This is a genomic window from Bacillus sp. CPT56D-587-MTF, from assembly GCF_058792335.1.
In genome coordinates, this window is record NZ_JBYTEF010000002.1 from 130,992 (window position 1) to 157,566 (window position 26,575).

A 26,575-nucleotide genomic window follows, 5' to 3' on the forward strand; every position below is an offset into this window, starting at 1 on the left:
AACAAAAAAATAAAAAGCCAAGTCAAGTTCTTTTTGGCTACGCCAAACCGAAATTCATCTCCCTTACCGTTGGTCTCGCGCCCTTCACACGATTGAGGAAGGAGAATTCTTTCGGATCGTGCGTTAAAAACTCGTTGTACAAGTGTTAGATTTTTGCACTATCATTAAAAGTGACCTTTTACTAAGGTTATTTTTATATTTGTTAAGATCTTTTAGATTCGTTATCTTTAGCTAGTCAATTAAAAATAACTTTGGGAGGAATCATTTTATGAAATTAAATAAAATAATGCACAGGGTACTATTGTCTACACCAACTTATGTTGAGGAAAAATAAAAGGAGAGTTTAGGAAGATAAAAACTAAACTTCTGAAGTCACATTTTTACATAGAGGTGGATGTGGGACGGAAAAATCCCACCATTTTATCAGATGGATCAACCTATCAAAACTCGAAGTTTTTTCGGTCATGAGAAGAGAAGTTAGCGAAAGTACAGCGTGTTATTTCTGGAAAAATAAAAGGATATACTGGCTGGCATACACAGCGAATAAAAGTAGTTAGCATTCATGAATACATAACAAGTGCTGGAAAAAGATTACGAAGTCATCAAAACCACGATGTGACTGATAGAGATAGGAAAACAAATAGTAATCTAAAGAATGAATCGATAAGTCTTCTCACCGCAAGTCTTGCGGCGTTAGCTCAATAAATTAGAGTGCATTAGAACTTTTTATTTAGGAATCTCCACTTCTAAAGGAAGTGAAAAGGGGGATAGTTCAAGGTTATTACTAGGGTATAGTGACTATGAGTTTGCTAATAGTGTTTTCGATCCTAAAACTTAGGAATTACAAATTACATATAATGTATGTAAATAAAATGTCTATTTTGAAGAATTCGTCATTATTAGTTTACAGCCCTTCGACAACTGGATGATAAGGAACAAAGGTGGATACAAGACCACAAAATAAGTCATGAAATTGTCGATTTCGCAACGAATCATACGATTTCTGTCATTCGGTTAGAACAACTAACGAACATCAGACAGACGACAAGAACAAGCCATAAAAATGAAAAGAATCTACACACTTGGTCATTCTTTCGCCTAGCACAATTTATCGAGTACAAAACGAAAGTAGTCGGTATATAGGTTGAATATGTGAATCCTGCCTATACAAGTCAAACATGTCCCAAATGAACGAAGAAGAACAAGGCACAAGATAGAAAATACAAGTGCCAATGTGGATTTGAGAAACATCGCGATATCGTTGGAGCGATGAATATTCGCTACGCAACTGTGGTTGGAGGTAACAGTCAATCAGCCTAAGAACCTATATGGTCTGTCTTAGGAGGGGTGATGACGCATCTTTATCCTATCAAGGGTAAGATTTCAAGTGTATAAACTGTTTATTGGCGCTAACTGATAAGAAAAAAGCTAATTGAAAAAGGAAAGGATAGAGGGGAAACGTTTCCTAGGAGGTGTTTATATATCTAGCAATCAAATTAAAGAATTAGATTTTATACGTTTCATTGCTTGTTTTAGTGTTGTAATGATTCATACTCTTCACCGAACAATATATGGACGAGAGGTATGGAACCAAGAACTCAATCATATGTTAATGGTTATACAGTTATCTTTGATGTTCGCAACCCCTTTATTTGTCCTGGTGTCGGAAATGATAACAGCTCATTCCACTAAAAATTGTATCCCTAAGGGGTTTTTATGGAGGAAAATAAAGTTTATTATTGTTCCGTATTTCATTATGAGCATTATTTATGCAATAGATAAGACTTTTTCTACATCAAATATTAATCAGGGATTTTTTGAAATATGGAGATTATATTTAATTGGTCAATGGCATGGTTATTTTGTTTTAATCATTTGCCAAATGTACCTTCTTCATATCTTTTTTGTTAAATATTTTTATGATAGCAATCCCGCCATTTTACTTACGTATACAGGTTTATTAAGCATGGGGTATTGGTTGATGTTTGATTTATACGTACCTAATGTACCTTCTTCTAAGTATAGCTGGGAGATTTTGCTTAGAATTCCTTTTTTAGGATGGTTATTTTATTTTACAATGGCCTTTTATGCAGGAAAAAATATCGATCAATTTCGCAGTTTCATTTATCGATATAGAAAATATATGTATTTAAATTTATTTATTACTTTTTGTGTGGTACATATCCTTTTTTATAACGGTATAATTCATATGGTTAGTTCTGCAAGGTATGATGTAGTTCTCTATACTGTTTTTATATTTATTGGATTATTTCTTTTTTCTCGATATTGGATTGATACGCCATATTCTATAAAGTTGGTATGTTCTTGTTCTTACGGGATATATTTGTTGCATCCGCTTGTTCAAAAGTATGTTGCGATATACATATATAGGTTTCAACTATCTACTTTATGGTATATAGTGAGTATGCAGATATTAGGAATCGGAATCCCAGTATGTATTGTACTTTTGTGCCATAAATATTGGTGGGGGAAATATTTGGTCGGCAAAGTCCGTGTTCCTTTGAAGTATAAAAATAATTAAGATGAACCCATTTACAAATGGAGATGCAATCTTATTTTTGAGTTTTTTACTCTTCCCTAAAAGCCTTTTCCTTCCTCAAGCGTGTGAAGGGCGTAGCCCAATAATTGGTGGGAGATGCATCTTGGTTGGTATTAGCCAAAGTATTTGTAGTTATCTGATCACTGCACTATAACCTGTCTGTGCATACAGATAGGTTATAGTGCAGTGAAATTAGATAGTAATAAATATTCAGTGTTTCTTTTACAGTAACACTTTGTACTGTTGACACTCCCATGGCTAAAGCCGCAAGTCCTACACCTTACGGTGTAACGGATGGGATTCCTGAATGACGAAACGTTCGCAGTCCATTTCTGTTTTGAACAGCCTTCAAGATGAGGGTGTGTCATCATCCCTCCTAAGACAGACCATATAGGTTCTTAGGCTGATTGACTATTACCGCCAACCACAGTTGCGTAGCGAATATTCATCGCTCCAACGATATCGCGGTGTTTCTCAAATCCGCATGGACACTTATATTTTCTATCTTTCGCCTTGTTTTTCTCCATGCATTTTGGACACGTTTGACTTGTATAAGCAGGATTCACATATTCAACCTGTATACCAACTACTTTCGCTTTGTACGCGATGAATTGCGCTAGGCGAAAGAATGACCAAGTGTGTAGATTTTTCTCGTTTTTACGGCTTGTTCGTGCCGTCTTTCTGATGTTCGTTAATTGCTCTAATCGAATGACAGAGATCGTATGATTCGTTGCGAAATCGACGATTTCACGACTTACTTTGTGGTCTTGCATCCACCTTTCTTCCTTATCATCAAGTTGTCGAAGGGCATTCAGTTTCTTCGTTTCTCCTAACTTCTTACGAACACTACGAAACTTACGTTTCATGTATTTGTTTTTCCTACCGTTTCCAAAGAAACGAACTGTATCATCGTCTGTGATGGCTACCGCAGGAACTTTGAGGCCTAAGTCTACTCCTAGAATTTTCGTTCCTGTTTTTTCTATTGTAGGGACCGTGACAGATATCTGAGCGATCCATTTACCAGATTTCTTTGTGATACGAAGGGTACCTAACTTGTGTTTCAACAAGTCGAAGTTGTGATTATGTTTGTCGATTCATAAAGTACGAACCTGTAAACGTGTTGACTTGCCTTTTATCATGAACGGGATGGAAAAGTGCGTATAGTCAAAGGAATCGTTTTGGTTATTCCACACACAAACTGGTCTTTTTAAAATCGGAACGATTTTGTATGCACTCTTTTTCACCGCACTTGGGAGATTGGCCTCCATATCCTTTGTACTTTTCTTCGTGCTTTTCTGTGCTTCAACCATTTCAGATACCAGTGTATGGATGAGTTGAATAGAATCAGAACTACTTTGTTTCAATAGCTTGATTTGTTGTTTTGTTGGAAGCAATTTAACTTTCACTGTGATGGTTTGTGGCACAAGTTTCACCCCCTCTTTTTTTGATTTTCAACATACTGTTGTATTGTCTCACTTGGTACATACCCAGCAGTAGAAACAAACTAGGAACGAGTCCACAGACTTGGCAAGTGCGCGAGATGAGGGAACTCTTCTCTGAAACGCTTTGATGTCACTCCTTCGATTTTCGCCATTGTATCAGCAGGACTGCGTGTTGGAAGTGTATGCAAGAACAAATGAACGTAGTCTTTGTCACATGCCATTGCGACAATAACAATATCCAGTTCGTTACATACCTCTTGGACCAACTCTTTGAAACGTTCTTCTACTTTTGTGTGAAGAAAAAGCTTTCTTCTGTATCGTGGGCAAAACACAAAATGGTAGTGAATGAAACAGTTGTTTTGGTTTTTCTATAATTATATATCACGTTCATGTTGTATCAGTTAGAATATAGAACTGATGCAAAAAGATAAAAAATAATACCAACATTTTGGATACTTAAAGTGCCACAAACCTTACGTTTTTTTTTGGTAGCACTCCGTATCCAACCTCACTTTCATCCCATGCCGAAAGACGATGGGCTTTCTCGTTCGGGAAGGGCTGTAATAAAATATACCGCAGGCAAGTGTTTGATGATGAAATATCAAATTTATAGGTTAACCACAAAATACAAGGGGAATAACTTGAGAAAGAATAAGATTTGATTATGTTAGTGCTACAATTGTAAGGGTTAATCCCCAAGTATTTAATGGATCAGAGTACGGTCCTACATTAACAGTAAGGGTACTTGTTACACCTGAAGGTGTAGTGAAAATTGCGGGTGCTGATACAGAAGTAAACCCTGCAGTATACCCTAGAGAAGTAGCTGAGCCAACGATTACATTATCATTAAGTCGCATAGTGATACCTGCATAATGCCCTCCTGCTTCAATATAAACTGCTACTTCATATATTGCTAAGTAATTTCTCCCTCCTTCAAGCAATACTGTTGTTGGTGGTGTAAATGAAATCGCTGTACCGTTAGAATGTACGACTGTATCGAGTGGAATCGCAGAATTTACAGCCACTATCGTTGGGGTAGTTTGAACAACATTTAAACTGTTAGCCGTGGGTGATGGACAAGAACAGGGCTTGTGAATTTTTGAGTTACTATTATCTTGGTGGTTCACAGATAGTTACCTCCTTTGTATATCTTAATATTGCAGATTCATTAAAATGTAGATTTTTTGTATTCTTATTATATTTTTAATAACTTTGTAAAAAGCTAATAAAAGTGGAACAACTAGCTTCTAATAGTCGTTGATACTCTATAGATTTCAAAATATATCCCATAAATATATATGAATGTTTTTTTTAGGCAGTACTGTATTTAACGTATTGCCGGAAAGAATTCTCATTCCTTAGTGAAGACGAATTGGGTCGGAGGGAGATGAATTGGCTTCCAGCAAGGAATGGTAAGAAGCCCTCTGAATTATTAGACATATACATTTCGTGTCTATCCAAGTCAAACACAAACGACTCTAATCAATAAAATAAAGCGATAGGGTTTTTAACCGCAAGGACAGCGGAGATAACCTAATAAATTAGAGTTCATTAGAACGCTTTACTTGGGGATTTTCCTTTTCCAAACGAAGTGAAAGTGGGGATAGTTCAATGGAAATACATTTTGATGAGAAAGCCATATATACAAGCTATTGGTGGAAATCGTGGTGACATCTATAAATAATGCAAATATGTACTTTTAATTAGGAAGATCTTCTAAATTGAAGAGGCTTCCTTTTTTATGTACAGATAATGTTCGCTAATGCTTGTTACGTTACCTTATTCCACTCTTACATATACTCCTGTATATTCTCAATAGGTTGCAGGATAACATAGCGCTCAAGCAATGGAGGGAATCGATGATAATCGTAGGAGTAAAAAGAAATGAAAAGCACAGCTGCAATTATCATCTGTGGACGACAAGCAACTGTGCTTAGGGTGAGACATAAAGGGTAAATATATCTTAGCCTGATTAGCAAGAGAGGTTTAACCTATGTTTACTATAGCAGGAAACGAAAGTATAGATAATGATAAAAATAACCTTTTCCAAGGGCAAGTAGAACAGAAAATAAGTAGGGAAAAAAATACACAGCTACATCATCCGCGGGAGACGAGTAGCTGTGCTAAGAAAGGGTAAGAAAAAAATCCGTTGTAACCACAATTGGCATTTGGAATGTTAGGATACTTTTACTATAACAGGCAGTATGCAAATATAAAATGATAAAGATAACCTTTTGCAAATGTAAAGATAAGTGTTCAGGTGGTGAGAGATGTATGTATTGTTAGGGGATATAGAGTACAATCTGCAACGCATAGAGAATACCTATAGAAGTGAAGGAATAAGGAACAGTTGTATTATTACCACAAAGGAAAATAATGGTTTAGGTTTAATAGGAAGTATACAACATGTTCCTCACCCTTCATGGAGTGATGGAAAGTATTCAAACATTGCAGTAGATTAGCTAATTGGGGGCCTGCAATGTACAAATCTGATTGTCAGTTCTTCATCCACTCTTACTATTTACTGTTTTTTGGTTTTATATACCAAATAAGAACATATAAATGTGATAAGTACCACTAGGATGTTGTTTTAGTGGAAAACAGCGAGAAGGGTGTTGGAATATGGAAACTATATCCACAGATTTACAAATGAAAATTGATATGTTACAGCTATGTCCTATGGATAATTGTGTGTATCATGAACATTTGAAAGCTTATAAGGAATTAGGAATTGATATACAACGTTTTGAATATTACAAGATATATGGGGAACGTTTGGCGCCCTATTCAAAAGAATATATCATGTGCTCAAATTTGGAAGAGTTGTGGAAAAAGGATAAAGAAAAGTATATACAATTCAGTCCCTCTTTTTTTGATCGGTTAAAAAGAAAGGTGGATGTATGGATATGGAAGGGAAAGTTGAAATCGTTAGGGGGAGTGGCAAAATGGGTCCGGAAACATTCAAAGGAAGAAAAGAGATAGAATGTTTTTCTTATTCGCCAGAAAAAGCACAGCCAAATTAATACATAACCTGGCTGTGTAGAGAGTGAATAGATATTGAAAAACATAATGAGCTTCTTCGAGGGAAGGATTATGTTGACTGGTTTTTATCATAACATGAAGGGCGTTACAGGAGGATTTGAAAGATGCTATTTAATACAGGGAAAATAACTGAGGATGGGGAGAAGTTGAAATGGATAAAATAGTTACGACCCATGTTGGTCTTATGGATGGAAAAGTACATATTTTTCAAATGAGTCTGGAAAGATTTTTAGATAAAGTAGTTGCTCCAGATGGATGTTTTAAGGAAGGTTTGATACGTTTTAATGATATTGTAATTAATCCAGAACACATCGTTTCTGTGCAACAAGTGTCTTCTGCTCGGATTCGTAGATCGAGTCGAATGCTAGAGTAACATTTAATTTAGCATCCATTTGGGTGCTTTTCTTACGTCAGACTATATTTTTATTGGGGTGAGTATGAGAATAAACAGGTGCTTATTCTCATGTATTAAAGACTACTAATATATACTCGTTTTTTTACTAAAGGGAGGTACACTATCTGAGGTGCTTTAATCAGAAGAATGGGTGGGAATTTTCTTCTTAATTCTAAGAGCAGAGTTTAATTAAAATTGTCGAGACATATAGTTATGTTGGTAATATACAATTTGTGAGATTGCTTGTCCTATATTCAATGGAGAAAGGGATGAATTTACTCCATGTGATCAAGTAATAAAATGGGAGGTGGTAATCTTGTACTTTGAGATACATGAGACGAGGTAAAAGGACGAGAAGAAGGTCTTCGTGGGAGGGGAGGAATTAACCGAAAGAGAGCTATTTATCCATGGTATGCATAAAAATAATATAAATATCCAAAAGAAAATCACCTAATTACGTAATTTTTGGGTATCCGCTATATTTTGGAACAATAAAAGAAAGGAAAACCAGTACGGATATGTATATATTTTAAATATTCAGAAAATTAAGGGTATTTTTCTTTCTTGGCAAACAATTGCTTGTACTGTTCTTGTATGTCTTGAAGTTGTAAACTTAGTTCTTTTGCGAGTGTTGTCATCTTAGGGTCTTGTTGTAAGGTGAGCAATGATTTGGACACTTCTAAAAGCATATAATGAATCGTATATACTTCTTTTGTAATCAAAGGTTCAGAAATTTGTTGAAGCGTAGATCCGATTATACTCATTTTTCGATCAATTTCCTGTAATAAGTGTGTAGAATCGCTAACATATGATTTGTTCACTATGATTCCTCTCCTGTCTTATACCATTATGCGTATCAATCTTACGGGTATTTTTTATTTTAATAAGGAAAAAGGACATCTGTCAAATTCTTCTTTTTAATTGGAATTTGGATTGTTCCATTGCATTCATGCCCATTTTCAAGTTAGCGCCTTGATTAAAAATACTTATATATCTTACTTGGATAATAAGTTTAGTGATATACAGTATGAGTATTCTTAATCTCTATTAAAATATCTGCAATTCGTTTTCCATTTTTCAAAATCATATGGTCTTTGGTATATCCATCTATATATTGACCCAATTCTTGACTTAACATCACTTCAATTTCACCGTTGTCTCGTATGTTACTCATTAACAAGGTGGCATGTTGACTCTGTAAATAATACAATTGCAACGTTTTAGCCAAAGATGTCACTAATGGTTTCAATAATACATCATATTGTGGAAGCATATCCGCAGCAATTTGTTCATTTAAAATAAAATGAATGCCATTCTCTTTTGCATCAAATCGATATAAGAAAATCATATACACAGCACGCCCTTTACATGTTATGTGTGAAGATATAGTAGGAAATAGGAGAATATACGGTCGTACTATTCTCCCAATCCCTGAACTAAATAAAAGAATGGTATATGTTCATTATATATCGTGGGAAGTCACTGTTCAATTTGTTATTTCGTTTTGGAGGATATTTTTAATTTCTTCTATTTTTTGATGAGAGAGCCCTCTTTTTAATACATTTAACGTTTTTGTATTTTCTCAACATATATAAATTGAATTTTCTTTAAGATTTAAAGCTATCTGATCGCATATACAAATGTGCTTGTAGTCATGTCATAGATCAGAATTTGAATGCTGCCATCAACTTGTCACGTTATGTTAATATGTAGGATGGGCTGTATCCGAATGTACGCCCTCGGAGAGTTCTATCAAACGATAGTTGCTTTGGACAAAACCGGACTCGTAGAACAGGGAAATAAACAAACTTTATAGACTTATATAAGGTTTTGGCAACGGTCGTGAAATAAAGGGACGTATTGTATATACTACAGATCGACGGTGCCTTGCTGGCAGATACTTTGTGTCATTGTGAGTTGAAACAGAAGTGCAAGAACTTTTGAAAACACAACCTTACATCGGAATGGGTGTGGGAGAAAAAGCTTTGGCCATTTTGTCAGAGGAGACAATCTATAAAAATCCGAAATTTTTTCGGTCATGAGAAGAGAAGTTGGCGAAAGAACAGTGAGTAAAAGCAGCTAGCATTCATGAATGCATGATGAATACTAGAAAAGGTTACTTGGCCAAATTCTCAACTGAAATCATCAAAAACCACGATGTGATGGGTATAGAGGGTTTGCAAGTTCTCAATTGTATTCATACTGTGGGTGTCAAAATAAAGATGTTAAGAATCTAAATTTTTGTGAATGGGATTGTCCTTCTTGTAGCACACATCATGACAGGGATATTAACGCAGGACAAAATCTTAGAAATGAAGCAATAATACTTCTAACCGCAGGGACTCTGGAGTTAGTCTAATTCATTAGAAATCCCCCACGTTCACGTCGTTTAGAAGTGGGGGTAGTTTAATGCTTACGTTAGGAAACTTTGTTTTTAACGAATAGCTGCACCATTAGGTATAGCATTTTTCATCCACTGGGGAAGCACAGATGCCTCTGAATGAAAAGCATACTTGTTTAAGAGAGATGGACTCGTAATCCAGCGTTTCATTGGTTTTCCGGTCGCATCTTTATCAAGAAAATAGATAAACGAATCATTTTCAAACTGTATTAACCCCATATCCTGATCAATATTCCTTCCGTTTGGAATCGTGTGAAGGCTTTGAAACTCTAATACTCCATCCCAATTTTTAAAAATACGATTATACGTATCTCGATCCGTAATGTAACGCTTCATGCCTCTATCCACTAAATATATGTCTGGTTTCCCTCCTTCCTTTACACGATATCCATTATAAGCATATTGGTCATTTTGTAGAAATTCTCGGTTCAAAGTAGTAACTTTTTCTTGACCGGCTGCATGGGCTTGCGGTGTAGTCAGTATACTCCACCCATTGCAGCCGATTAAAGCAGCTAATGTAAGACGGGATAACCTTTTCACTATCTTTTCACACCTTTCATTTTTAGTAACTACTCAGCTTCTTCAAATAAAAAAACAGGCCAAATACATGTTTCCGATTCGAAAACATGAAAAGAAAATACTCCAATCAGAGAAAGAATCTATGCCAAATAGAGAAATTCTCTTATGAAGTCGTGTTATTCCAAGGAACCGTTCTAGTTTCTATGACTTGGTTTATCGCTTGTAAGACCGATTGTTTTTGTTTTTTCATGGTACTCATAAAGCTTCGTATCTGACAAAAAGATTCTGCGCCTTTCTTACTTCGGAAAGTCCCAGACACTTTCTGTTTTACTTTCGTCATCCGAATATCCCGTTCTGCTTGATTGTTATCAAATGGAATGGCTGGATGTTCTAAAAACGCTAGAATTCTGTCAGAATACTTGACGAAGCGATTCCATAAATTTTGAGAAGGCGTCTGCTTTCCTTTCTTCTTTTGTTTCGTGGAAAGAATCTGTTGTTCTTTCAATATGGATTGATACATAATAAACAGATTCTTTTGCGTCGCTTTTGGCATGGTACCTTCGGATTGCTTTTTCATCGTCAACGCTTGCGTTAGAAATTTCTGCATCTGTTGTGCCCATTGTTCTCCAGTACTATCTATAATTCCTTGTAAATCTCGTAAGAGATGGGCATTACATAAAACGTGACGACAATCTGTATACGCATCATACGATTTCCAACCATCATGCATCGCAATTCCAGAAAAAGATGGCAAGATTTCTCCAGCATCCATTGCTTCTTTTCCACGTTTTTGATGAATATGTTGCAATGTCACCTCCGGTGTACTGGCAGTATGTAACCATTGTGTTTTGTTTTCTACACGCATACCAGTTTCATCAAAATGGACAACAGGAGACTGCAGAATCTTTTCCTTTACTTCTTTTATGAATGGCTGCAATTGAGAAGCGAAAGCCTGTGTATGATTTACCAGGGTTCCTTCGCTTATAGAATGTCCAAAACAATCCTGAAAGAATTCTTTTGTTCGCTTCAAAGAAATGCATTGATAATGCGTTAAATAGGGAATCAGTCTTTTTATATTTGGACCATATTGAACAGGACGAGATACTGTCGAAGGAAATTGGGCTTCTTGGATAGAATGGCAATGTGGGCATTCTTTCTGTTCTACTTTATGTTCTGTCACTTCGATCTGAATAGGTGGTAAGTCATACACTTGGCGAATGCGATACCCTTTTACAGGCTCGTGGTTCAAGGAAGTATGACAACAAGTACAATATGTAGGAGAATGTGTAATCGTATGATCTGGAGTCGCTGTCAAACCAAGAGTATGTCCCTTGTGGCCCAACTGGCCACCCGTTTGACGATGAGACGGTTTGCGCAAACTTTTTGTAACGGGCTTACCCAAACCATCTGTAGAAGGTGGCTTATGACTATTTTTGGAGTTTTTTTTTGAAGCATTTTCTAGTTCTTGTATACGTTTTTCTAACTTAGAAAATGTTTCTTCAAATAAAGAAATAACAGCTTCAGGTCCTTTTTTATATGTATCTAAAATAATTTTTCGATCGACCATAAGATTCACCTCCCCTGTTTGATATACTCAGTATTTACAAATGGGAGGCATATGAAACTAGTAAAATTTAAAAAAGACACCGAAAGGTGGCTGAGTAGTTACCATTTTTAATTGTAGAATACAGACTTGCAAGACATTCTCAGAAGTTCTTTCCACGCTGTCTATTATAATGATAACGTTATCATCATGATATAATTTCTTGTTTAGAAATACAGGAAATCTATTGAGAAAATAAAGGGACACATTTTCATTCTATAAGCAGTTTAGAATGATGTGTAAAGAAGGGAAAGAGCATGCAATTGGGGAAAGTTATATAAATTGTCGTAATTTTGTGGATTTAAAACAAAATAAACATGGAAAATGGATGGAGACAGTGCCTAATTGAATTAGTCAGGCATTGAATTATTTTTGGAATGGTATAGTAGGCACGATTCAAAATTTAACGTGTTCTTCGAAAGAAGTCTCCTTCCCCAAGCGTGTGAAAGATGATAGTCTAGAGATAGGCGGGAGATGAACTTCTATTTATTTTGCCTTTGATATAATCAGTCTTATAAAAGGTGAAATTTGGTATAATGATAAAAATATATAATACTCATGTAGTGGAGAGTGTAGTTGGATTAGACGTTGCAATGGTTGAATTGTATGTGTGTAGTAAAGCTTTATGAAAAGGTTGCCAATCAATGTAAAAATTTGCTTCATCTATAAGTTTAAAAAATTAACTACGAACTTTGATATTGTAGTATTACGAACTGCCGTATGGAAAGGTGAAAAATTGATGAAATCATAGATAATAAGGAGTCTAGGAATTCCGTGAATGACCTACTAAGGTAGGGGAATAGAGAAGCATAAATTAAATACTTGACGTATACCTATATAAAGAAAAGGTAAGGGAGGAACTATATGTTCAATGAAAAATTATTGGAAGCATTAAATCGTTATCAGAGGCGTGAAGGAAAAAATCCAGATATAATCAAAGTACATCCGACATATTATAACAATGTACTGAAAGAACTAAATTATCCAGAATGGCTTATTCAAAAGAAAGAGATGGAGCAGAAGAAAAGTTTATTTGGTGTAAAAGCTATATTTACAAATGATATTGAAACCTTTGAATTATAAAAACTGCCGCTTGTTTTGGAATAAATGTGTTATAGTTGAGGTATGAGTAGTGGCGGAAAACACGCCTCATATAGATTTTTTTAATTTTGTCTAAACGATCTATAATGATGGCATCTAAAATCCGAAACCAGATATCGATGGTGCAAGATTGAATGTAGCCGTTGAAAACAAAGGAGCATCCGTAAAGGATGCCCTTTTGTTTTTATAGAAGAAAGAGTATATAACTATTGTACATACTTTTTACTCATTTTTGAATTAATAACCATACCAATTACGGTGGCTTTCAATTAAAGCATCGTGCGCAGCATCCCAATAATTCACGGAATACACGTAGTCATAGTTCATCATGCATATGATACCACTACCAGAAGCATCATGCGATAGTCCGTAATTGTGAGACCATTCATGTTGGATTGCATAAGGAGTAAAGGTTGTTCCTTGATCAAGCACAACGCTAATACCGCTTTGAGGTGCGGCAGAATAGACATAAGCAATGCCGCCAGCTGTAAATTTGTTGTCTTTAGTAAATCCAATTACAAAATCGTATTGTGTATTGTTTTTCCATTCGGTATTTAAATCAGCTAACAGTGCACTACTATTTGCACCATCGGATTTCCAATTTGCGTAACCTGTTACAATGAAGTTAATGTCATGTTCTGCCCAAAAGCTATTATCTGCTTTTTCTATCATTTGCGTAGTAATTGTTTTCCAGTCAGGATGAGCAGCTCGATATTCTTCATCAGCTGCGATTAAAATGGTAACGGTTCGAGTGGGAGCTAAAGTATGGGGCAGAGAATTAAGATTTTCGACGTCTGTAGGGGAGAAGGAGTCGAGGTGAATTGAATTTTTATCGGGATTAATCTTCGGTAAAGGATCACTTACAATCGGTAGTTTGCTAGATATGGAGTGTCTATTCAGTTCTTGTGCATGTACATGTGTAGGATTAGATGTGAAAGGTAGTAGTAAGAGTGTACTAAACGCTAAAGATGTAAAAAACATTTTGATATTCAAATTTTTATCCTCCTAATAAAATTACTTTAAAATATTATATAAAAATTTAATGATGTTAGTGATAGGACAAGTATCTTATTTTAAAAGAATTTTTAAGATGTAGAGGATATGGATAATTATGTTAAATGTAAAACGAGACGAGTAGGAACAGAAAATTGATTAGTATGGAAATTTGTTGCAGATAAATACTACGGCAAAGAAAAAGAAACTGCCGCCATATCGCTCAATTAATGAAACGATGTAACATTCTAACAGAGTGGGCATACATCAATCATGGAGTGGGAAGCACTGCCCATATCGTATGTTGGACGATGTAAAACCATTGTAGAAAGAATGTGAACTACCCGCCACTTAACGTCCTAACGGATTGTTTGAAGTGGGGGCTTCTCGGTTAGTCGTTACTTTTGGTAGCTAACGAATTCGTCCTAAGACAGCCGAGCTAACGCCCTTGTTCCAAGGGTTATTTTATTGCTATCTATGCTAATGCCAATAGGTGTATTGCTTCATTTTTGATATTGATAGCTGCGTTATCATCTCTATCGAGATTTACACCGCATATACAAGAATAGACTCGCTCAGACAATGACATATGTTTCACATTTCCACAACTGCTACATGTTTTTGTGGAAGGAAACCATTCGTCTATTTTCACAAGTTGTTTGCCTTGTTCATGTAGTTTATAAGCTAAAAAAGAAGTGAACATACCCCAACCATTGTCAGCGACACTTTTTCCAAAATGAGTCGCTAACTCTTTAGACTTATGATGAAGGAAGTTCTTACGTTGGTTTGCTACTTTTTCATGCAGCTTAGCTACACGGATACGTTGTTTATTCCAACGCCCTGAATCTTTTGTACGTCTTGATACTACTCGTTGAGCCTTTGCTAAACGGTCAAACATTTCACGATAGAACTTAGGATAATTGGCTCTCTCATCCTCAGAACTGACGTATAATTGATCCATCGCAAAGTCTAATCCAACAACTGTTTCTACTTCTTTTTGTACGATCTCTTTTTCGTATTCAGTCAAAATGGACACATAGTATCTACCAGTAGGTGTCATAGAAATCGTACATGACTTGATGATATGGCCTTGTGGTATTTCTCTATGCTGTTTGATACGTACCATTTTCAGTTTTGGCAATTTGATAGGACCGTTAAGCAACATACTATTTCCGTTCACTACATTCGTTATATAAGGCTTTCTGGCTTTTTTGCTTTTGAATGTTGGGAAGTCATTTTGACCACGAAAGAAATTTTTATAGGCAGTTTGCAAGTTGAGTTGCGCATTTGCCAAAGCTAATGAATCAACTTCTTTTAGCTATTCAAATTCTGCTTTGTATTTTGCAGGAGTGGGAAGCCTTTGTTTCTTTAGTTGATCCGTATCATCTTTATGTTTTTCATACGCTTCTTTCCGTTCAGCTAACATTCTGTTATACACGAAACGTACACAACCGAAGGTTTTACGCATAAGATGTGCTTGCTCTTCTGTTGGATACAAACGGAATGTATATGCTTTATTCTGCTTTGTCCTATCATTTCACCTCACTTTTCACTTTGATTTTCAATATATGTTTTTACTACGTCTATTGGCGAACTACCAGTAGTTCGCAAGCAAAAACTTCTTGACCAAAACATCTCTTTCCAAAGTTTCTTTTCACTTGTGGAAAGTCTCTTTTCATAAGTCGAGAACTTGCACTTTTATAAGCATTGATAAATTTTGTCATTTCTGTATTAGGGTGTGCCTTGAACAAAATATGAACGTGGTCTACATCATGATTCCATTCAACTCATGTGATGTTATAGTTTTCAGATAGTCGAACAAACATATCTTTTGCATAGTCTGACATATCATCATCAAACACATTTCTTCTGTATTTTACGACCAACACAAGGTGATAATACAACTAGAATACTGAATGGTTATTACTATCTCATTTCATTTATATACCAACCTTTATAATTTATAAGACGGCTTATATCAGAGGCGAAATAAAAAGGAAAACCTTTTGGCTACGCCAAACCGACATTCATCTCCCACCTACCGTTGGGCTACGCCCTTCACACGCTTGAGGAAGGAGAATTCTTTCGGGAAATTCGTTAAAATGTATATAGTAGAGGCGGTTTTACAAGTACCATTTGCTAATAATATTTTATAGGGTTGTCATAATTACGTATTCGTACAAAATTAGGAATGAATAATGGGATTGTGAAGAATATGTATCGTGAGGGATGGGGCATTCAAAATGATTGATACATGGTTGTCGGAAATCAATGAATTTATGCGAAGTATATAAGGTTTGAAGTGGGAATTGCACATTAGTAGCGGAACAACATACTATACAGTAAATGAAGCCTATGTGTATGTGAAGTAGGAAAACAGCCCTTAATTGAACTGGAAAGTTAGACAGAAGAATTAAGTGGCTGTTTGAATATGAGTCCGGTATTGTATCGGGCTCATCTCTTTTAATTTTGTTTTTTCTTTTGTGATTGTAATGAATATAATTATCTAATTTTAGATTGAAATGGTTTATACTCTCGGATTCTTTAAGATAATGTAATTCAGACTTGAATAAGCCAAAGAAGGTCATTATGACCGCATTATTTATCATTTTAGAAAAAGAGAATGTGCAGGTGTATCGTCTCTATCTACGAGCTATAATAAGTCTAAAACAGGTGATACATACAACTGTTTATCATGTAAATGAAATTCATTTCTATTACGTTTAGATGAGTGGAATTGGTATTTTAACATGTTAGGAGCTAATCCCCTTGTAGTTTTCCGATTTTTACTATTTCTTCTGGTGAGAATTTAGCCATAAAAAGGACACCTTCAATTGTTGATGGTGTCTAACAATTGAAGGTGTCCATCAAAATTGGACGTTTTTTACTTTATACTCACAAATTTATTGGATTGAATTAACTTTAACTAAACTATACATATTATTTATAATACGGATTATACATAGATGCTTTAGATTCAGAACACCCAGAACCCATAGGGTATGGTTGAACTCCAGAGCCGATATGATACGGGTGATATGGTTGAACTCCAGAGCCGATATGATACGGGTGATATGGCTGAACCCCAGAGCCGATATGATACGGGTGATATGGTTGAACTCCAGAGCCGATATGATACGGGTGATATGGCTGAACCCCAGAGCCGATATGATACGGGTGATATGGTTGAGCTCCAGAACCTATATGATACGGGTGGTAGGGCTGAGCTCCAGAGCCTACTTGATAAGGATTAGGATACATGTTTATAACCTCTCTTTCATATGTTTCACCATTCAAAATATAAATGTAGTGATTTTTATGATAGTATTTTGGGTTTGGTATACCATATGTGCAAACTCATCAACCTGTGAAACTTACAGTATCAAAATCCCCTAAATAAACGATTGTTTATTACCGATACACTGCTAAATGATAGGCACAACAAGTGGATTTTTTATATTAGAGATACACATTCTATCTAACGGAAAACAAAGCCTATGTGTATGTGAAGTAGGCAAGAAAAAACAAGGAGGATTTCACCTCCTTGTTCTAAAAATGAAACAATGCTGCACATATCTCCTTTTCGATACTCTACTCCAGAGACAGGTTCTTTTATATACCGAATTGTATGTTGGTACTAGTTTAAAAATATTGGGGAAATTGATAGAGGATCTTTTCAATTTGATTTGGAATGTTTGTTAAGCTTATATCTTTCTTCGTTCGGAAAAATAGAGTTCGTAAAAAGGTTTTGATATTTCCATATAAAACAGCGAATTGTGTTGGTGTAAGCCTTTCTTTCACTTGAGAAAGACGTTGTATTTTCTTCGTAAGAATCGATAGAAACTGTTTTTGTGGAAATTCATGTTGTAAAATCGCTAGGAGTGGTGTAATGAGATATTCATCCTCGTTATTATAAAGTACATCCTGATGGTGAAATGTTGTATTTAGTAAGCAATGAATTACTTTTTCGTAGTGAATATTTGAAATGTTCGGATTTTTAATCAAGGCATGTAGGGCAGATGAGCCATGTAGTATGTGGCGTGTATATCCTTTGTCAGGTATATACACACGGTAGTCTTTTTCTAATTTAAAGTATTGAAGGATTTTTTCTAGAGCGTCTACGAGTTGATTTTCTGGTAAAAAAGGGTGTTCTGTGTCGTACTGTATGATTAAAGCTAGAAGTGCAAGTGTATAGGAACGAGTGAAAATGCCATCATTTTGTGAAGGAGATATTTCAAAATATAAATAATTTGCATTAAGACAGGAAGCTAGTAATATTTCTAATTGTGAACTTTCTAAAAGGCTATGCTGTATAAAATATTGAAAACATGGATAAATGAGCATTTCTCGTGTGTAGGCATCGATTGTACCGATATGTTGCATCATGGTGAAGGTAATTTCTTTTACATTACATGTATGTAAGTACAGGTAATCATTTTGCTGCAGTTCCTCTAGTTGTAGGTGTAAATCATGAATATCCAAACCAAAGCCTCCTTTGTATCCTATGATTATAAAAGGGGCTGTAATGAAAGGATGTGTATGATGGAAAAAAAGATATGTTTTATTTTGGTGTTATGGAATCTTATATATATAGGTAAAAAGTCAGAGCGCATGACTAAAGGGAGAACAGCATTCCAATGTGCTGGGTGGGCATGCTGTTCCGTGGAAACGGTTTTTGGTACGACACAACAGGAGTCATTTTACTATATGTGAGTGAGATACAAAGTATGCGGAAATATCAAAAGATGTTTCTGTGGCTAGAGGCGACTTGGGTGTAGTGGAGAGAATGGGTAGACACACCGTTTATGAGAAAATAAAAACGGTGAAAAACGCAGATATAGAAACCGGCGGAAGGGAAAGCGAAGCCTTTAGGGTGAGAGCATCTTGTTTTGGGCATAAGGGAAGTAGCCGGTGTGGATGCATAGAAAGCGAATGGAAGGTATAGGTGTTTGGAAAAATAGAAAGCTATCATACACTTTTGTATTATATACACCACACAATTGGTATTTTTTGTATTTTTATTTTTACGTCTGTTTTTTGGGTTCTGGTGCAAATAAAGGATACATTCCCAAAAAATAATGAGGATTCCTACTGGAATCATTCTTTACGCTGTGAATCCAAATAATTGATGAATAAATTCTTTTTGATTGCGAACAGACTGATTCTGTAAATCCACCTGTTCTTTTTTTATCATGTGCATGGCTTCTACTCCCGCAAGCATACATGTAGCTGTGCCAAAAGATTTAAAACCTAACATAGAGCGTACACGTTTTTTAATGAAGCGATGGTCTTGCTCCACTACGTTATTTAGATATTTTATCTGCCGAATTTGAGTGCCTAACGGCACTTTTTTCTCGTTCTTTAATTTGGTGATAGCAACTGGATAAGCAGGATTTTTATCAATTGTAATTGTACGAGGTTTTGAGGCATGAAAAGATTGCAAAGCTTTCTTAAAGAATCGCTTTGCAGCCTTATGATTTCTAGTTTTACTAAGATTGAAGTCAATCGTATTTCCTTCAGAATCAACCGCACGGTATAAATACATCCATTGCCCTTTTACTTTTATATACGTTTCATCCACTCGCCATGAATCATTTGTTTGTTTCAGATGCATCGGATACGTTTATCCAGTTCCGGTCCGTATTGATGGACCCAGCGCATAATCGTTGTATGTGCTAAGGATAATCCTCTTTCTTCCATCATTTTCACCAAATCTCGAAAACTTAGATTGTACCGTAGGTACCAACGTACAGTTAATAAAATTATATCTGGTTGGTAATGCTTCCATTTAAACAAATTGTCCTTTTTCATACTGATCACATCCCTTTTGTAGAGTAATCGTATCAGTATGTCCCAAATTAGAAGATTACTTGCAATTAACCTAACTTTTTTGCACCAGAACCAAATATATAAATATCCTTTTTTCATTAGTACACTCGATGGTTAACTCTTTCATCGACGGTGAGAACTTGGTCTGTATTGAATACAGTAGAATCTATTGTATAGTTTATAATTCAATTATACTATCTTACGGGCCTTCTATAGTTCTTGAATTGTTGTTGATTTGTGATAAAAAGACTGAAAGAAATAAAAAATTCGGGTACTCAGTGAGCAACGAAATCACCTTGTTTCATATTTTTCTCAACTGGTAGCTATATCATTCCTTACGATTACGTCTGTTTTTATCTTTACTATTTTTGGGGAGAAATAGGTGTTGTTTTCATGGTAGTACACTTTATATGTTCGAACGACTCATATGACTATCTTAATTGAGTCTATGAAGTGATACTTCGGAATGGTACGGGTATCCCGAGCGATAGTGGGCAGGGAAATAATTAGGTCTGGATAACAAATCGGTCTAGCTTCAAGGTCTCATTAATAAATGAGTCTACGTTTGTAACGCCGACCCTCATTAGTGTTAGTACGAATCCTGCCGGTATAGCAATAGACACAGGGAATAATCAGGTGTTGGTGCGGAATGCAAATATACAAAATGTTGCTTCTATTAACGTAACGCGTTTCATTAAAACCGTTATTGTTAGTGACTCTACGAGCAACAATGTTACAAGTAATATCGTAATTAACCCAACCAACTTATGAAACTTCCTAATATTCCATCTGCTTTTTTACAGGATATGGTATATATCAATAAATAACGTCTGTAAAATTTAGATAAACATATTCGTACGCTGATGGAGTTTGGTACGAAGATACAAGTAGTCGTTGCAAAAGAACGGTTACTTACAGGGTATTTTTCAGCTAAAAGAAGGACTCTAAATAGAGTTCTGAGAGGAAAATAAGTGAATTCTAAATACAACAATATTTTAATACAAGAGTAATATGTCAAAGTTATAAAAATGCACACAAGGCAACAAAGCAACTTACATAAGCAAGTTGCTTTGTTGAAACTTGTAAGAACAGAAAAAGGTTTCGGTGTTTCGTTGCTGCAGGAAATACAGCTTATGAATAGTATGGATTAAATCAAAATTTTTATACACGAGGAGAGAAAAAATAACAATATTTTTTAATTTGAAATATCTGTCGAGTTTACAGAACTAGTAAACAAAACAACTGATTTAGAAACGACAGTTGAACAAGTAGTATGAATTGAAAAAATCAGTGTAAGTATCTCAAAGAGTTAAGAGAATCAGATACGTGTTTTCACAAACCTGAAAAATGACCCTGATGATTTTTATGCATATCATACGTATTTCCGAGGTAAAGTATCTGTAAGTGGGGTTAAGTATGCAAAAGAAGGATTAAGAATATAAGGTGTTTTCGGGATGGCTGTTGTACAGGCTATCTGGATAGTATGAAAAGCAGCTTAACGTAAGGGGCCCATATCATGAATGCGAAAGAAACCAGAATTTACATATTGGATTTGCAAGATCAGCATTGCGCAGCATGTGAACATCGGACAAACGATGCACCTAAGTATTGTATGGTGAATTGTAAGGTAGGAGCAGATTTGTATAGACTGGGGAAACAATTAGCTCCGCGTGCAGAGCAAGTTAGAGAAAGTTCTAGACGGAGAAATTGGGAAACATTGATGCCTAAAATTTTAGAAATGTTACAAAAAAAAATTTCGATGAGTGCAATCGCTGGAGAGATAGGATGCGAAGCAAACACGTTACGGAAGCGACTTAAAAAAATGGGATTATGGCATCCGACAAGTAGAAAACAAATACAAGAAAATGCGGGCAAAAGATGGGATGAACGATGTGAACAAGCTATCATGTTACGTGAAATAGGGCTTACTTATAAAGCAATATGTCAGCAATTAGGGTGTAGTAGGAGCGGTTTGTATCAACAACTCGAAAAAAGAGGATTAAAGTAAACGTAAAACAGGTATGCCTATAAAACAACAAAATGATAAAAGTATATATATGTTAAGATGGAAATAATAGAAAAAAGAATAGGTGGATTGTGAACGTTCAATTGATGGGAAAGAATATCAAAGATTAGAAGATGGGACTACGTATTTAACATACAGCGTAGATTGAATGAAATAGAAATTAAGGCGCTATATTTGTTTATCCAATACATTAGCGGATGAAATAGTAATTAAATATTTAAAATGAGGGATGTGCAGGGAATGATGTTAGAATGAATAGCGAAAAAAACAAAAGCAAGCGGAAAGCATTCGTTTTATCGCATTCATGGAATAAAAAGGTACTATTTAGAGTCACTGTCAAAGTCAATTGAAATTCGTAAAAACATGAATTATGGTAATAACATAAGGATTTGATGAAAAAATCACTTTGTTTGCATATTTATTAAAGTCATGTGGTCAGATGTGAAGACAAATAGGGTTGTGCCTTCACAGAAATTAAATGATACATTCATTTTAATGTGCTGGGCATCGTGGTAGATGTAGAAAATGATGTTTTCTAAAGGTTAAATTAAAAAATGGATAAATAGAAACGTTTTATGTTATATTCATATAAATGTTTGTAAATTTATAATGAAATTATCACGTTTTGGGTTACGAATGTATATATTAGAGTGTAGGGTAATATAAAAACATTTTCTGAGAGCATGCTGGTTACATGCTCTTTTTGTGTTTTGTATCATTATTTGGACTAGAACCTTTTTGCAAAAAGAGCATACATTAAAATATAGGATAACCACTTCATTGGTACCTATTTGTTTATACGCATCCCTTTCTCTAATAGTGTTTATTTTAAGAGTAGCCATTTTATTTTGGTGGCTCTCTTTTTTTGTATAGGAGAAACGTCGGATTGTATTTGATGGGACAGTTGTCAGATAGTTCACATAGACAAATACCTATAGGAGCTAATTGTAGGAAACGAAACTCAAAAGGAACCTTATAATGAATGACGATGAATACAGCCTCTACGTTTCGTATCTATCCACATCAAGCACAAGCGATCCCAGTCAATAAAACGATTGACTGGGATCGTTTTGTATGCAATCTTTTCCTATCGATACATACAAAAAAACAGGAAGAAAGAGTTTGTCTGGTTAAAGGCAGAGAATCGCATTGTAATTTAGTTATTTGTTAGCAAAAGTGCAGCATGCATTTATGAAATACATGACAAATGCTAGAAAAGATGATTTGGACAAAGTCGCAACTGAAATCATGAAAAGCCATGATGTGATGGGTATAGAGGATTTGCAAGTATCGTATATGTGATGACAGAATCATAGGTTAATAAAAGCAAGTAGTGAGGTATCATGGTCACGTAACGACGTGTGAACGCAGAAGTACGATGGTTCGTTTACTGGAAAAAAACAATAGATAAATTGTTGAAGGAGTGGTAATAAAAAAGCCAAGTTGCATTGTCATTTGTGGCTGACAATGCAACTTGGCTAAAGATAAATAAAGGGTAAATCCAAATATGTTTTGGCCTGGATGGCAAGAGGTGTTAGCTCTATTTTTTTACTATAGAAGGGAATGAAGGTACAGAGAATGATAAAAATAACTTTTTACAAGGGTAAATAATTATAAAAAGACAACGGATGTAGCTGTATGTATGAAGGATATCCAACTTTGTAAAACAGAGAGTATCAGGCTGAGTATATGTTTATGAAAAAGTTAGTGAAAGTTTTTGAAGAACCAAAGATTCTCACAACAGGCAAGGATCCCGCTATACTTTGCACATTCTTTTTATGCGGATACGAATCATTGTACCATTAAGTATCTCAAAAATCTCATTGAACAAGATTATAGACATATTAAAGGTTGTTTGTTTGAATTCCACAGGCTTTCAAACTTTTCGTCATGCTTCACGTACCATTAAAGGAATTAAAACCATTCATGCTATATACAAACAAAGTATTACAAAAGTTATGCCGAACCGCTGAAACTATTTGTGTTTTTTTAAAAATTTTGGTAACTACTCAGCTTCTTCAAATAAAAAAACAGGCCAAATACATGTTTCCGATTCGAAAACATGAAAAGAAAATACTCCAATCAGAGAAAGAATCTATGCCAAATAGAGAAATTCTCTTATGAAGTCGTGTTATTCCAAGGAACCGTTCTAGTTTCTATGACTTGGTTTATCGCTTGTAAGACCGATTGTTTTTGTTTTTTCATGGTACTCATAAAGCTTCGTATCTGACAAAAAGATTCTGCGCCTTTCTTACTTCGGAAAGTCCCAGACACTTTCTGTTTTACTTTCGTCATCCGAATATCCCGTTCTGCTTGATTGTTATCAAATGGAATGGCTGGATGTTCTAAAAACCCTAGAATTCTGTCAGAATACTTGACGAAGCGATTCCATAAATTTTGAGAAGGCGTCTGCTTTCCTTTCTTCTTTTGTTTCGTGGAAAGAATCTGTTGTTCTTTCAATATGGATTGATACATAATAAACAGATTCTTTTGCGTCGCTTTTGGCATGGTACCTTCGGATTGCTTTTTCATCGTCAACGCTTGCGTTAGAAATTTCTGCATCTGTTGTGCCCATTGTTCTCCAGTACTATCTATAATTCCTTGTAAATCTCGTAAGAGATGGGCATTACATAAAACGTGACGACAATCTGTATACGCATCATACGATTTCCAACCATCATGCATCGCAATTCCAGAAAAAGATGGCAAGATTTCTCCAGCATCCATTGCTTCTTTTCCACGTTTTTGATGAATATGTTGCAATGTCACCTCCGGTGTACTGGCAGTATGTAACCATTGTGTTTTGTTTTCTACACGCATACCAGTTTCATCAAAATGGACAACAGGAGACTGCAGAATCTTTTCCTTTACTTCTTTTATGAATGGCTGCAATTGAGAAGCGAAAGCCTGTGTATGATTTACCAGGGTTCCTTCGCTTATAGAATGTCCAAAACAATCCTGAAAGAATTCTTTTGTTCGCTTCAAAGAAATGCATTGATAATGCGTTAAATAGGGAATCAGTCTTTTTATATTTGGACCATATTGAACAGGACGAGATACTGTCGAAGGAAATTGGGCTTCTTGGATAGAATGGCAATGTGGGCATTCTTTCTGTTCTACTTTATGTTCTGTCACTTCGATCTGAATAGGTGGTAAGTCATACACTTGGCGAATGCGATACCCTTTTACAGGCTCGTGGTTCAAGGAAGTATGACAACAAGTACAATATGTAGGAGAATGTGTAATCGTATGATCTGGAGTCGCTGTCAAACCAAGAGTATGTCCCTTGTGGCCCAACTGGCCACCCGTTTGACGATGAGACGGTTTGCGCAAACTTTTTGTAACGGGCTTACCCAAACCATCTGTAGAAGGTGGCTTATGACTATTTTTGGAGTTTTTTTTTGAAGCATTTTCTAGTTCTTGTATACGTTTTTCTAACTTAGAAAATGTTTCTTCAAATAAAGAAATAACAGCTTCAGGTCCTTTTTTATATGTATCTAAAATAATTTTTCGATCGACCATAAGATTCACCTCCCCTGTTTGATATACTCAGTATTTACAAATGGGAGGCATATGAAACTAGTAAAATTTAAAAAAGACACCGAAAGGTGGCTGAGTAGTTACAAATTTTGCAACAGAATAATTTATTGTACGTTTTAAACATGATACCGAAAATACAAGTAGGGAAACCGCAGCTAAACTACAGGTTAAAACTACCTATATCTCTGTGGAGATAAGTAATACAAGCAAAAAGAGAGGTATGTTAAGATGGAAAAATTATAACTTCATGTACCGTAATGAAAGAAAAAATCTCAAAATCAAATATTAGGGTTACTTTTAGTTTATCTTTTCCGCTGCAATAGATATATAGATTTTTTGCCACTTTCTTCGAAAAGGGAATTAATAAAAAATGATATAAAATAAGAAAGGTGACTGGCTCTATGAATCAACCGTTCGTGAATTTATGAGTTGATTTTGCATGTAAGCAATTATCTGAATCAAGAGGAAATGAACAGATTTAATACAATTTTCGAACGTGACGTTAGACGATGAAATAAGGATTCTATTTGAAATCCAGTTCAAGGACTAACATAATTTTCTAAAACATAGTTTGTAGTATTAGAGTTGTCTGCATGCTTCTTAAATAAAAAAAATTAAATTTTAATAAAAAATGCTGGTTTTAGGCTTTAGAGTTTTTTATATAACTATTTTTATATATTATTTTTTTGTTATAGAAAATTATCGAAACGACGTAAAAGCCAAGTATGCCTCCACCAGTGTTTAGAATGATATCATCAATATCAAATAAACGATAGGGACAATTATATAGACCATAGACCCCTGTTAATTGTGTTATTTCAAAGAAAAGAGAAATTGAACTGATAATAAGTAATGTTTGCAGAATTTTGTAACAGAAATAATAACGTAAATATATTCCTAATGGAAATAATAATAGCATATTACATGTCACTTGTATGAACCCACGTTCTTTAAATATATTACTATATGTAATGGGAGAATTCCAAACAATATTCGTTTCCCTTAAAAAATCTGTAACTACTCAGCTTCTTCAAATAAAAAAACAGGCCAAATACATGTTTCCGATTCGAAAACATGAAAAGAAAATACTCCAATCAGAGAAAGAATCTATGCCAAATAGAGAAA

The 26,575-nt window shown here is 35.1% G+C and carries 18 protein-coding genes and 10 pseudogenes; 13 read left to right on the top strand and 15 right to left on the bottom strand.

Annotated elements, in window-relative coordinates; all coding sequences use genetic code 11:
• Positions 1-909 precede the first annotated feature (909 nt).
• Together AC3WVZ_RS29930 and AC3WVZ_RS29935 are read left to right on the top strand one after the other, a co-directional pair.
• A pseudogene (locus AC3WVZ_RS29930) lies at positions 910-1,320 on the top strand (RNA-guided endonuclease TnpB family protein); the annotation flags it as partial.
• A 112-nt stretch (positions 1,321-1,432) separates the two neighbouring features.
• Entirely contained in the window at positions 1,433-2,542 is a 1,110-nt protein-coding gene (locus AC3WVZ_RS29935; RefSeq protein ID WP_233936839.1) for an acyltransferase family protein, read from the top strand.
• Between the two features lie 416 nt (positions 2,543-2,958).
• Here AC3WVZ_RS29935 and AC3WVZ_RS29940 read toward each other — a convergent pair.
• The 3 genes and pseudogenes from AC3WVZ_RS29940 to AC3WVZ_RS29950 all read right to left on the bottom strand — a co-directional run bounded on the left by AC3WVZ_RS29940 (position 2,959) and on the right by AC3WVZ_RS29950 (position 5,129).
• A pseudogene (locus AC3WVZ_RS29940) lies at positions 2,959-3,984 on the bottom strand (RNA-guided endonuclease InsQ/TnpB family protein).
• Between the two features lie 5 nt (positions 3,985-3,989).
• A pseudogene (tnpA, locus tag AC3WVZ_RS29945) lies at positions 3,990-4,387 on the bottom strand (IS200/IS605 family transposase).
• A gap of 277 nt (positions 4,388-4,664) precedes the next feature.
• The gene (locus AC3WVZ_RS29950) at positions 4,665-5,129 is read right to left on the bottom strand and encodes a hypothetical protein (RefSeq protein ID WP_078187235.1); all 465 of its coding nucleotides are present in this window, start codon (positions 5,127-5,129) and stop codon (positions 4,665-4,667) included.
• Between the two features lie 866 nt (positions 5,130-5,995).
• Between AC3WVZ_RS29950 and AC3WVZ_RS29955 the strand changes: the two genes are divergently transcribed.
• The 4 genes from AC3WVZ_RS29955 to AC3WVZ_RS29970 all read left to right on the top strand — a co-directional run bounded on the left by AC3WVZ_RS29955 (position 5,996) and on the right by AC3WVZ_RS29970 (position 7,417).
• Complete coding sequence (locus tag AC3WVZ_RS29955) at positions 5,996-6,139, top strand: hypothetical protein (RefSeq protein WP_233936840.1); 144 nt, start codon at positions 5,996-5,998, stop codon at positions 6,137-6,139.
• A 133-nt stretch (positions 6,140-6,272) separates the two neighbouring features.
• Positions 6,273-6,464: a hypothetical protein gene (locus tag AC3WVZ_RS29960; RefSeq protein WP_233936841.1), complete on the top strand. Its 192-nt coding sequence runs from the start codon at positions 6,273-6,275 to the stop codon at positions 6,462-6,464.
• Between the two features lie 438 nt (positions 6,465-6,902).
• On the top strand, positions 6,903-7,025 hold the full coding sequence (locus AC3WVZ_RS29965; RefSeq protein ID WP_492310910.1) for a hypothetical protein: 123 nt from the start codon (positions 6,903-6,905) through the stop codon (positions 7,023-7,025).
• A gap of 170 nt (positions 7,026-7,195) precedes the next feature.
• On the top strand, positions 7,196-7,417 hold the full coding sequence (locus AC3WVZ_RS29970) for a hypothetical protein (RefSeq protein ID WP_233936842.1): 222 nt from the start codon (positions 7,196-7,198) through the stop codon (positions 7,415-7,417).
• Between the two features lie 566 nt (positions 7,418-7,983).
• Here AC3WVZ_RS29970 and AC3WVZ_RS29975 read toward each other — a convergent pair.
• Together AC3WVZ_RS29975 and AC3WVZ_RS29980 are read right to left on the bottom strand one after the other, a co-directional pair.
• Positions 7,984-8,259, bottom strand: coding sequence for a hypothetical protein (locus AC3WVZ_RS29975; protein ID WP_233936843.1), 276 nt, complete (start codon positions 8,257-8,259; stop codon positions 7,984-7,986).
• 191 nt (positions 8,260-8,450) lie between these two features.
• The gene (locus AC3WVZ_RS29980) at positions 8,451-8,786 is read right to left on the bottom strand and encodes a hypothetical protein (protein ID WP_233936844.1); all 336 of its coding nucleotides are present in this window, start codon (positions 8,784-8,786) and stop codon (positions 8,451-8,453) included.
• Positions 8,787-9,049: 263 nt separating this feature from the next.
• On the opposite strand from AC3WVZ_RS29980, the pseudogene AC3WVZ_RS29985 reads away from it, so the two are divergent.
• Both AC3WVZ_RS29985 and AC3WVZ_RS29990 read left to right on the top strand, forming a co-directional pair.
• Positions 9,050-9,151, top strand: a pseudogene (locus AC3WVZ_RS29985) (RNA-guided endonuclease TnpB family protein); the annotation flags it as partial.
• A gap of 116 nt (positions 9,152-9,267) precedes the next feature.
• Positions 9,268-9,797 (top strand): annotated as a pseudogene (locus tag AC3WVZ_RS29990) (zinc ribbon domain-containing protein); the annotation flags it as partial.
• A 75-nt stretch (positions 9,798-9,872) separates the two neighbouring features.
• Here the strand turns inward: AC3WVZ_RS29990 and AC3WVZ_RS29995 are convergent.
• A complete protein-coding gene (locus AC3WVZ_RS29995; RefSeq protein ID WP_233936845.1) occupies positions 9,873-10,379 on the bottom strand; it encodes a hypothetical protein in 507 nt (168 codons plus the stop codon).
• 142 nt (positions 10,380-10,521) lie between these two features.
• Entirely contained in the window at positions 10,522-11,925 is a 1,404-nt protein-coding gene (gene tnpC, locus AC3WVZ_RS30000; protein WP_100910632.1) for an IS66 family transposase, read from the bottom strand.
• A 900-nt stretch (positions 11,926-12,825) separates the two neighbouring features.
• On the opposite strand from tnpC (AC3WVZ_RS30000), the gene AC3WVZ_RS30005 reads away from it, so the two are divergent.
• Positions 12,826-13,044: a hypothetical protein gene (locus AC3WVZ_RS30005; RefSeq protein ID WP_078187242.1), complete on the top strand. Its 219-nt coding sequence runs from the start codon at positions 12,826-12,828 to the stop codon at positions 13,042-13,044.
• A gap of 255 nt (positions 13,045-13,299) precedes the next feature.
• Here the strand turns inward: AC3WVZ_RS30005 and AC3WVZ_RS30010 are convergent, their stop codons facing one another.
• The 6 genes and pseudogenes from AC3WVZ_RS30010 to AC3WVZ_RS30035 all read right to left on the bottom strand — a co-directional run bounded on the left by AC3WVZ_RS30010 (position 13,300) and on the right by AC3WVZ_RS30035 (position 19,866).
• Positions 13,300-14,055, bottom strand: coding sequence for a M12 family metallo-peptidase (locus AC3WVZ_RS30010; RefSeq protein WP_233936848.1), 756 nt, complete (start codon positions 14,053-14,055; stop codon positions 13,300-13,302).
• A 475-nt stretch (positions 14,056-14,530) separates the two neighbouring features.
• Positions 14,531-15,553 (bottom strand): annotated as a pseudogene (locus tag AC3WVZ_RS30015) (RNA-guided endonuclease TnpB family protein).
• A 44-nt stretch (positions 15,554-15,597) separates the two neighbouring features.
• Positions 15,598-15,959: pseudogene (gene tnpA, locus AC3WVZ_RS30020) on the bottom strand (IS200/IS605 family transposase).
• Between the two features lie 246 nt (positions 15,960-16,205).
• Entirely contained in the window at positions 16,206-16,664 is a 459-nt protein-coding gene (locus tag AC3WVZ_RS30025; protein WP_492310911.1) for an IS3 family transposase, read from the bottom strand.
• A gap of 1,033 nt (positions 16,665-17,697) precedes the next feature.
• Positions 17,698-18,537, bottom strand: coding sequence for a DUF2785 domain-containing protein (locus tag AC3WVZ_RS30030; protein ID WP_078187246.1), 840 nt, complete (start codon positions 18,535-18,537; stop codon positions 17,698-17,700).
• A gap of 622 nt (positions 18,538-19,159) precedes the next feature.
• Positions 19,160-19,866, bottom strand: a pseudogene (locus AC3WVZ_RS30035) (IS6 family transposase).
• Positions 19,867-21,400: 1,534 nt separating this feature from the next.
• On the opposite strand from AC3WVZ_RS30035, the gene AC3WVZ_RS30040 reads away from it, so the two are divergent.
• The 4 genes and pseudogenes from AC3WVZ_RS30040 to AC3WVZ_RS30055 all read left to right on the top strand — a co-directional run.
• Entirely contained in the window at positions 21,401-21,892 is a 492-nt protein-coding gene (locus AC3WVZ_RS30040; RefSeq protein WP_233936850.1) for a zinc-finger domain-containing protein, read from the top strand.
• 1,006 nt (positions 21,893-22,898) lie between these two features.
• On the top strand, positions 22,899-23,081 hold the full coding sequence (locus AC3WVZ_RS30045) for a helix-turn-helix domain-containing protein (RefSeq protein ID WP_233936902.1): 183 nt from the start codon (positions 22,899-22,901) through the stop codon (positions 23,079-23,081).
• 23 nt (positions 23,082-23,104) lie between these two features.
• Positions 23,105-23,263 (top strand): annotated as a pseudogene (locus tag AC3WVZ_RS30050) (IS200/IS605 family element RNA-guided endonuclease TnpB); the annotation flags it as partial.
• Positions 23,264-23,578: 315 nt separating this feature from the next.
• A pseudogene (locus AC3WVZ_RS30055) lies at positions 23,579-23,883 on the top strand (DDE-type integrase/transposase/recombinase); the annotation flags it as partial.
• A gap of 145 nt (positions 23,884-24,028) precedes the next feature.
• Here the strand turns inward: AC3WVZ_RS30055 and tnpC (AC3WVZ_RS30060) are convergent.
• Both tnpC (AC3WVZ_RS30060) and AC3WVZ_RS30065 read right to left on the bottom strand, forming a co-directional pair.
• Positions 24,029-25,432: an IS66 family transposase gene (gene tnpC, locus AC3WVZ_RS30060; RefSeq protein ID WP_233935200.1), complete on the bottom strand. Its 1,404-nt coding sequence runs from the start codon at positions 25,430-25,432 to the stop codon at positions 24,029-24,031.
• Positions 25,433-26,090: 658 nt separating this feature from the next.
• Positions 26,091-26,441 carry a VanZ family protein gene (locus tag AC3WVZ_RS30065; RefSeq protein ID WP_345743025.1) on the bottom strand — a complete coding sequence of 117 codons (351 nt, stop codon included), beginning with the start codon at positions 26,439-26,441 and terminating at the stop codon, positions 26,091-26,093.
• Positions 26,442-26,575: the final 134 nt, after the last annotated feature.

Excerpts from the sequence above, each read along its gene's own strand:
- AC3WVZ_RS29955 (WP_233936840.1), top strand. The coding sequence starts at position 5,996 with ATGTTTACTATAGCAGGAAACGAAAGTATAGATAATGATAAAAATAAC.
- AC3WVZ_RS29960 (WP_233936841.1), top strand. The coding sequence starts at position 6,273 with ATGTATGTATTGTTAGGGGATATAGAGTACAATCTGCAACGCATAGAG.
- AC3WVZ_RS29965 (WP_492310910.1), top strand. The coding sequence starts at position 6,903 with ATGGATATGGAAGGGAAAGTTGAAATCGTTAGGGGGAGTGGCAAAATG.
- AC3WVZ_RS29970 (WP_233936842.1), top strand. The coding sequence starts at position 7,196 with ATGGATAAAATAGTTACGACCCATGTTGGTCTTATGGATGGAAAAGTA.
- AC3WVZ_RS29980 (WP_233936844.1), bottom strand. The coding sequence starts at position 8,786 with ATGATTTTCTTATATCGATTTGATGCAAAAGAGAATGGCATTCATTTT.
- tnpC (WP_100910632.1), bottom strand. The coding sequence starts at position 11,925 with ATGGTCGATCGAAAAATTATTTTAGATACATATAAAAAAGGACCTGAA.
- AC3WVZ_RS30005 (WP_078187242.1), top strand. The coding sequence starts at position 12,826 with ATGTTCAATGAAAAATTATTGGAAGCATTAAATCGTTATCAGAGGCGT.
- AC3WVZ_RS30025 (WP_492310911.1), bottom strand. The coding sequence starts at position 16,664 with ATGATAAATAATGCGGTCATAATGACCTTCTTTGGCTTATTCAAGTCT.
- AC3WVZ_RS30040 (WP_233936850.1), top strand. The coding sequence starts at position 21,401 with ATGAATGCGAAAGAAACCAGAATTTACATATTGGATTTGCAAGATCAG.
- AC3WVZ_RS30045 (WP_233936902.1), top strand. The coding sequence starts at position 22,899 with ATGAATACAGCCTCTACGTTTCGTATCTATCCACATCAAGCACAAGCG.
- tnpC (WP_233935200.1), bottom strand. The coding sequence starts at position 25,432 with ATGGTCGATCGAAAAATTATTTTAGATACATATAAAAAAGGACCTGAA.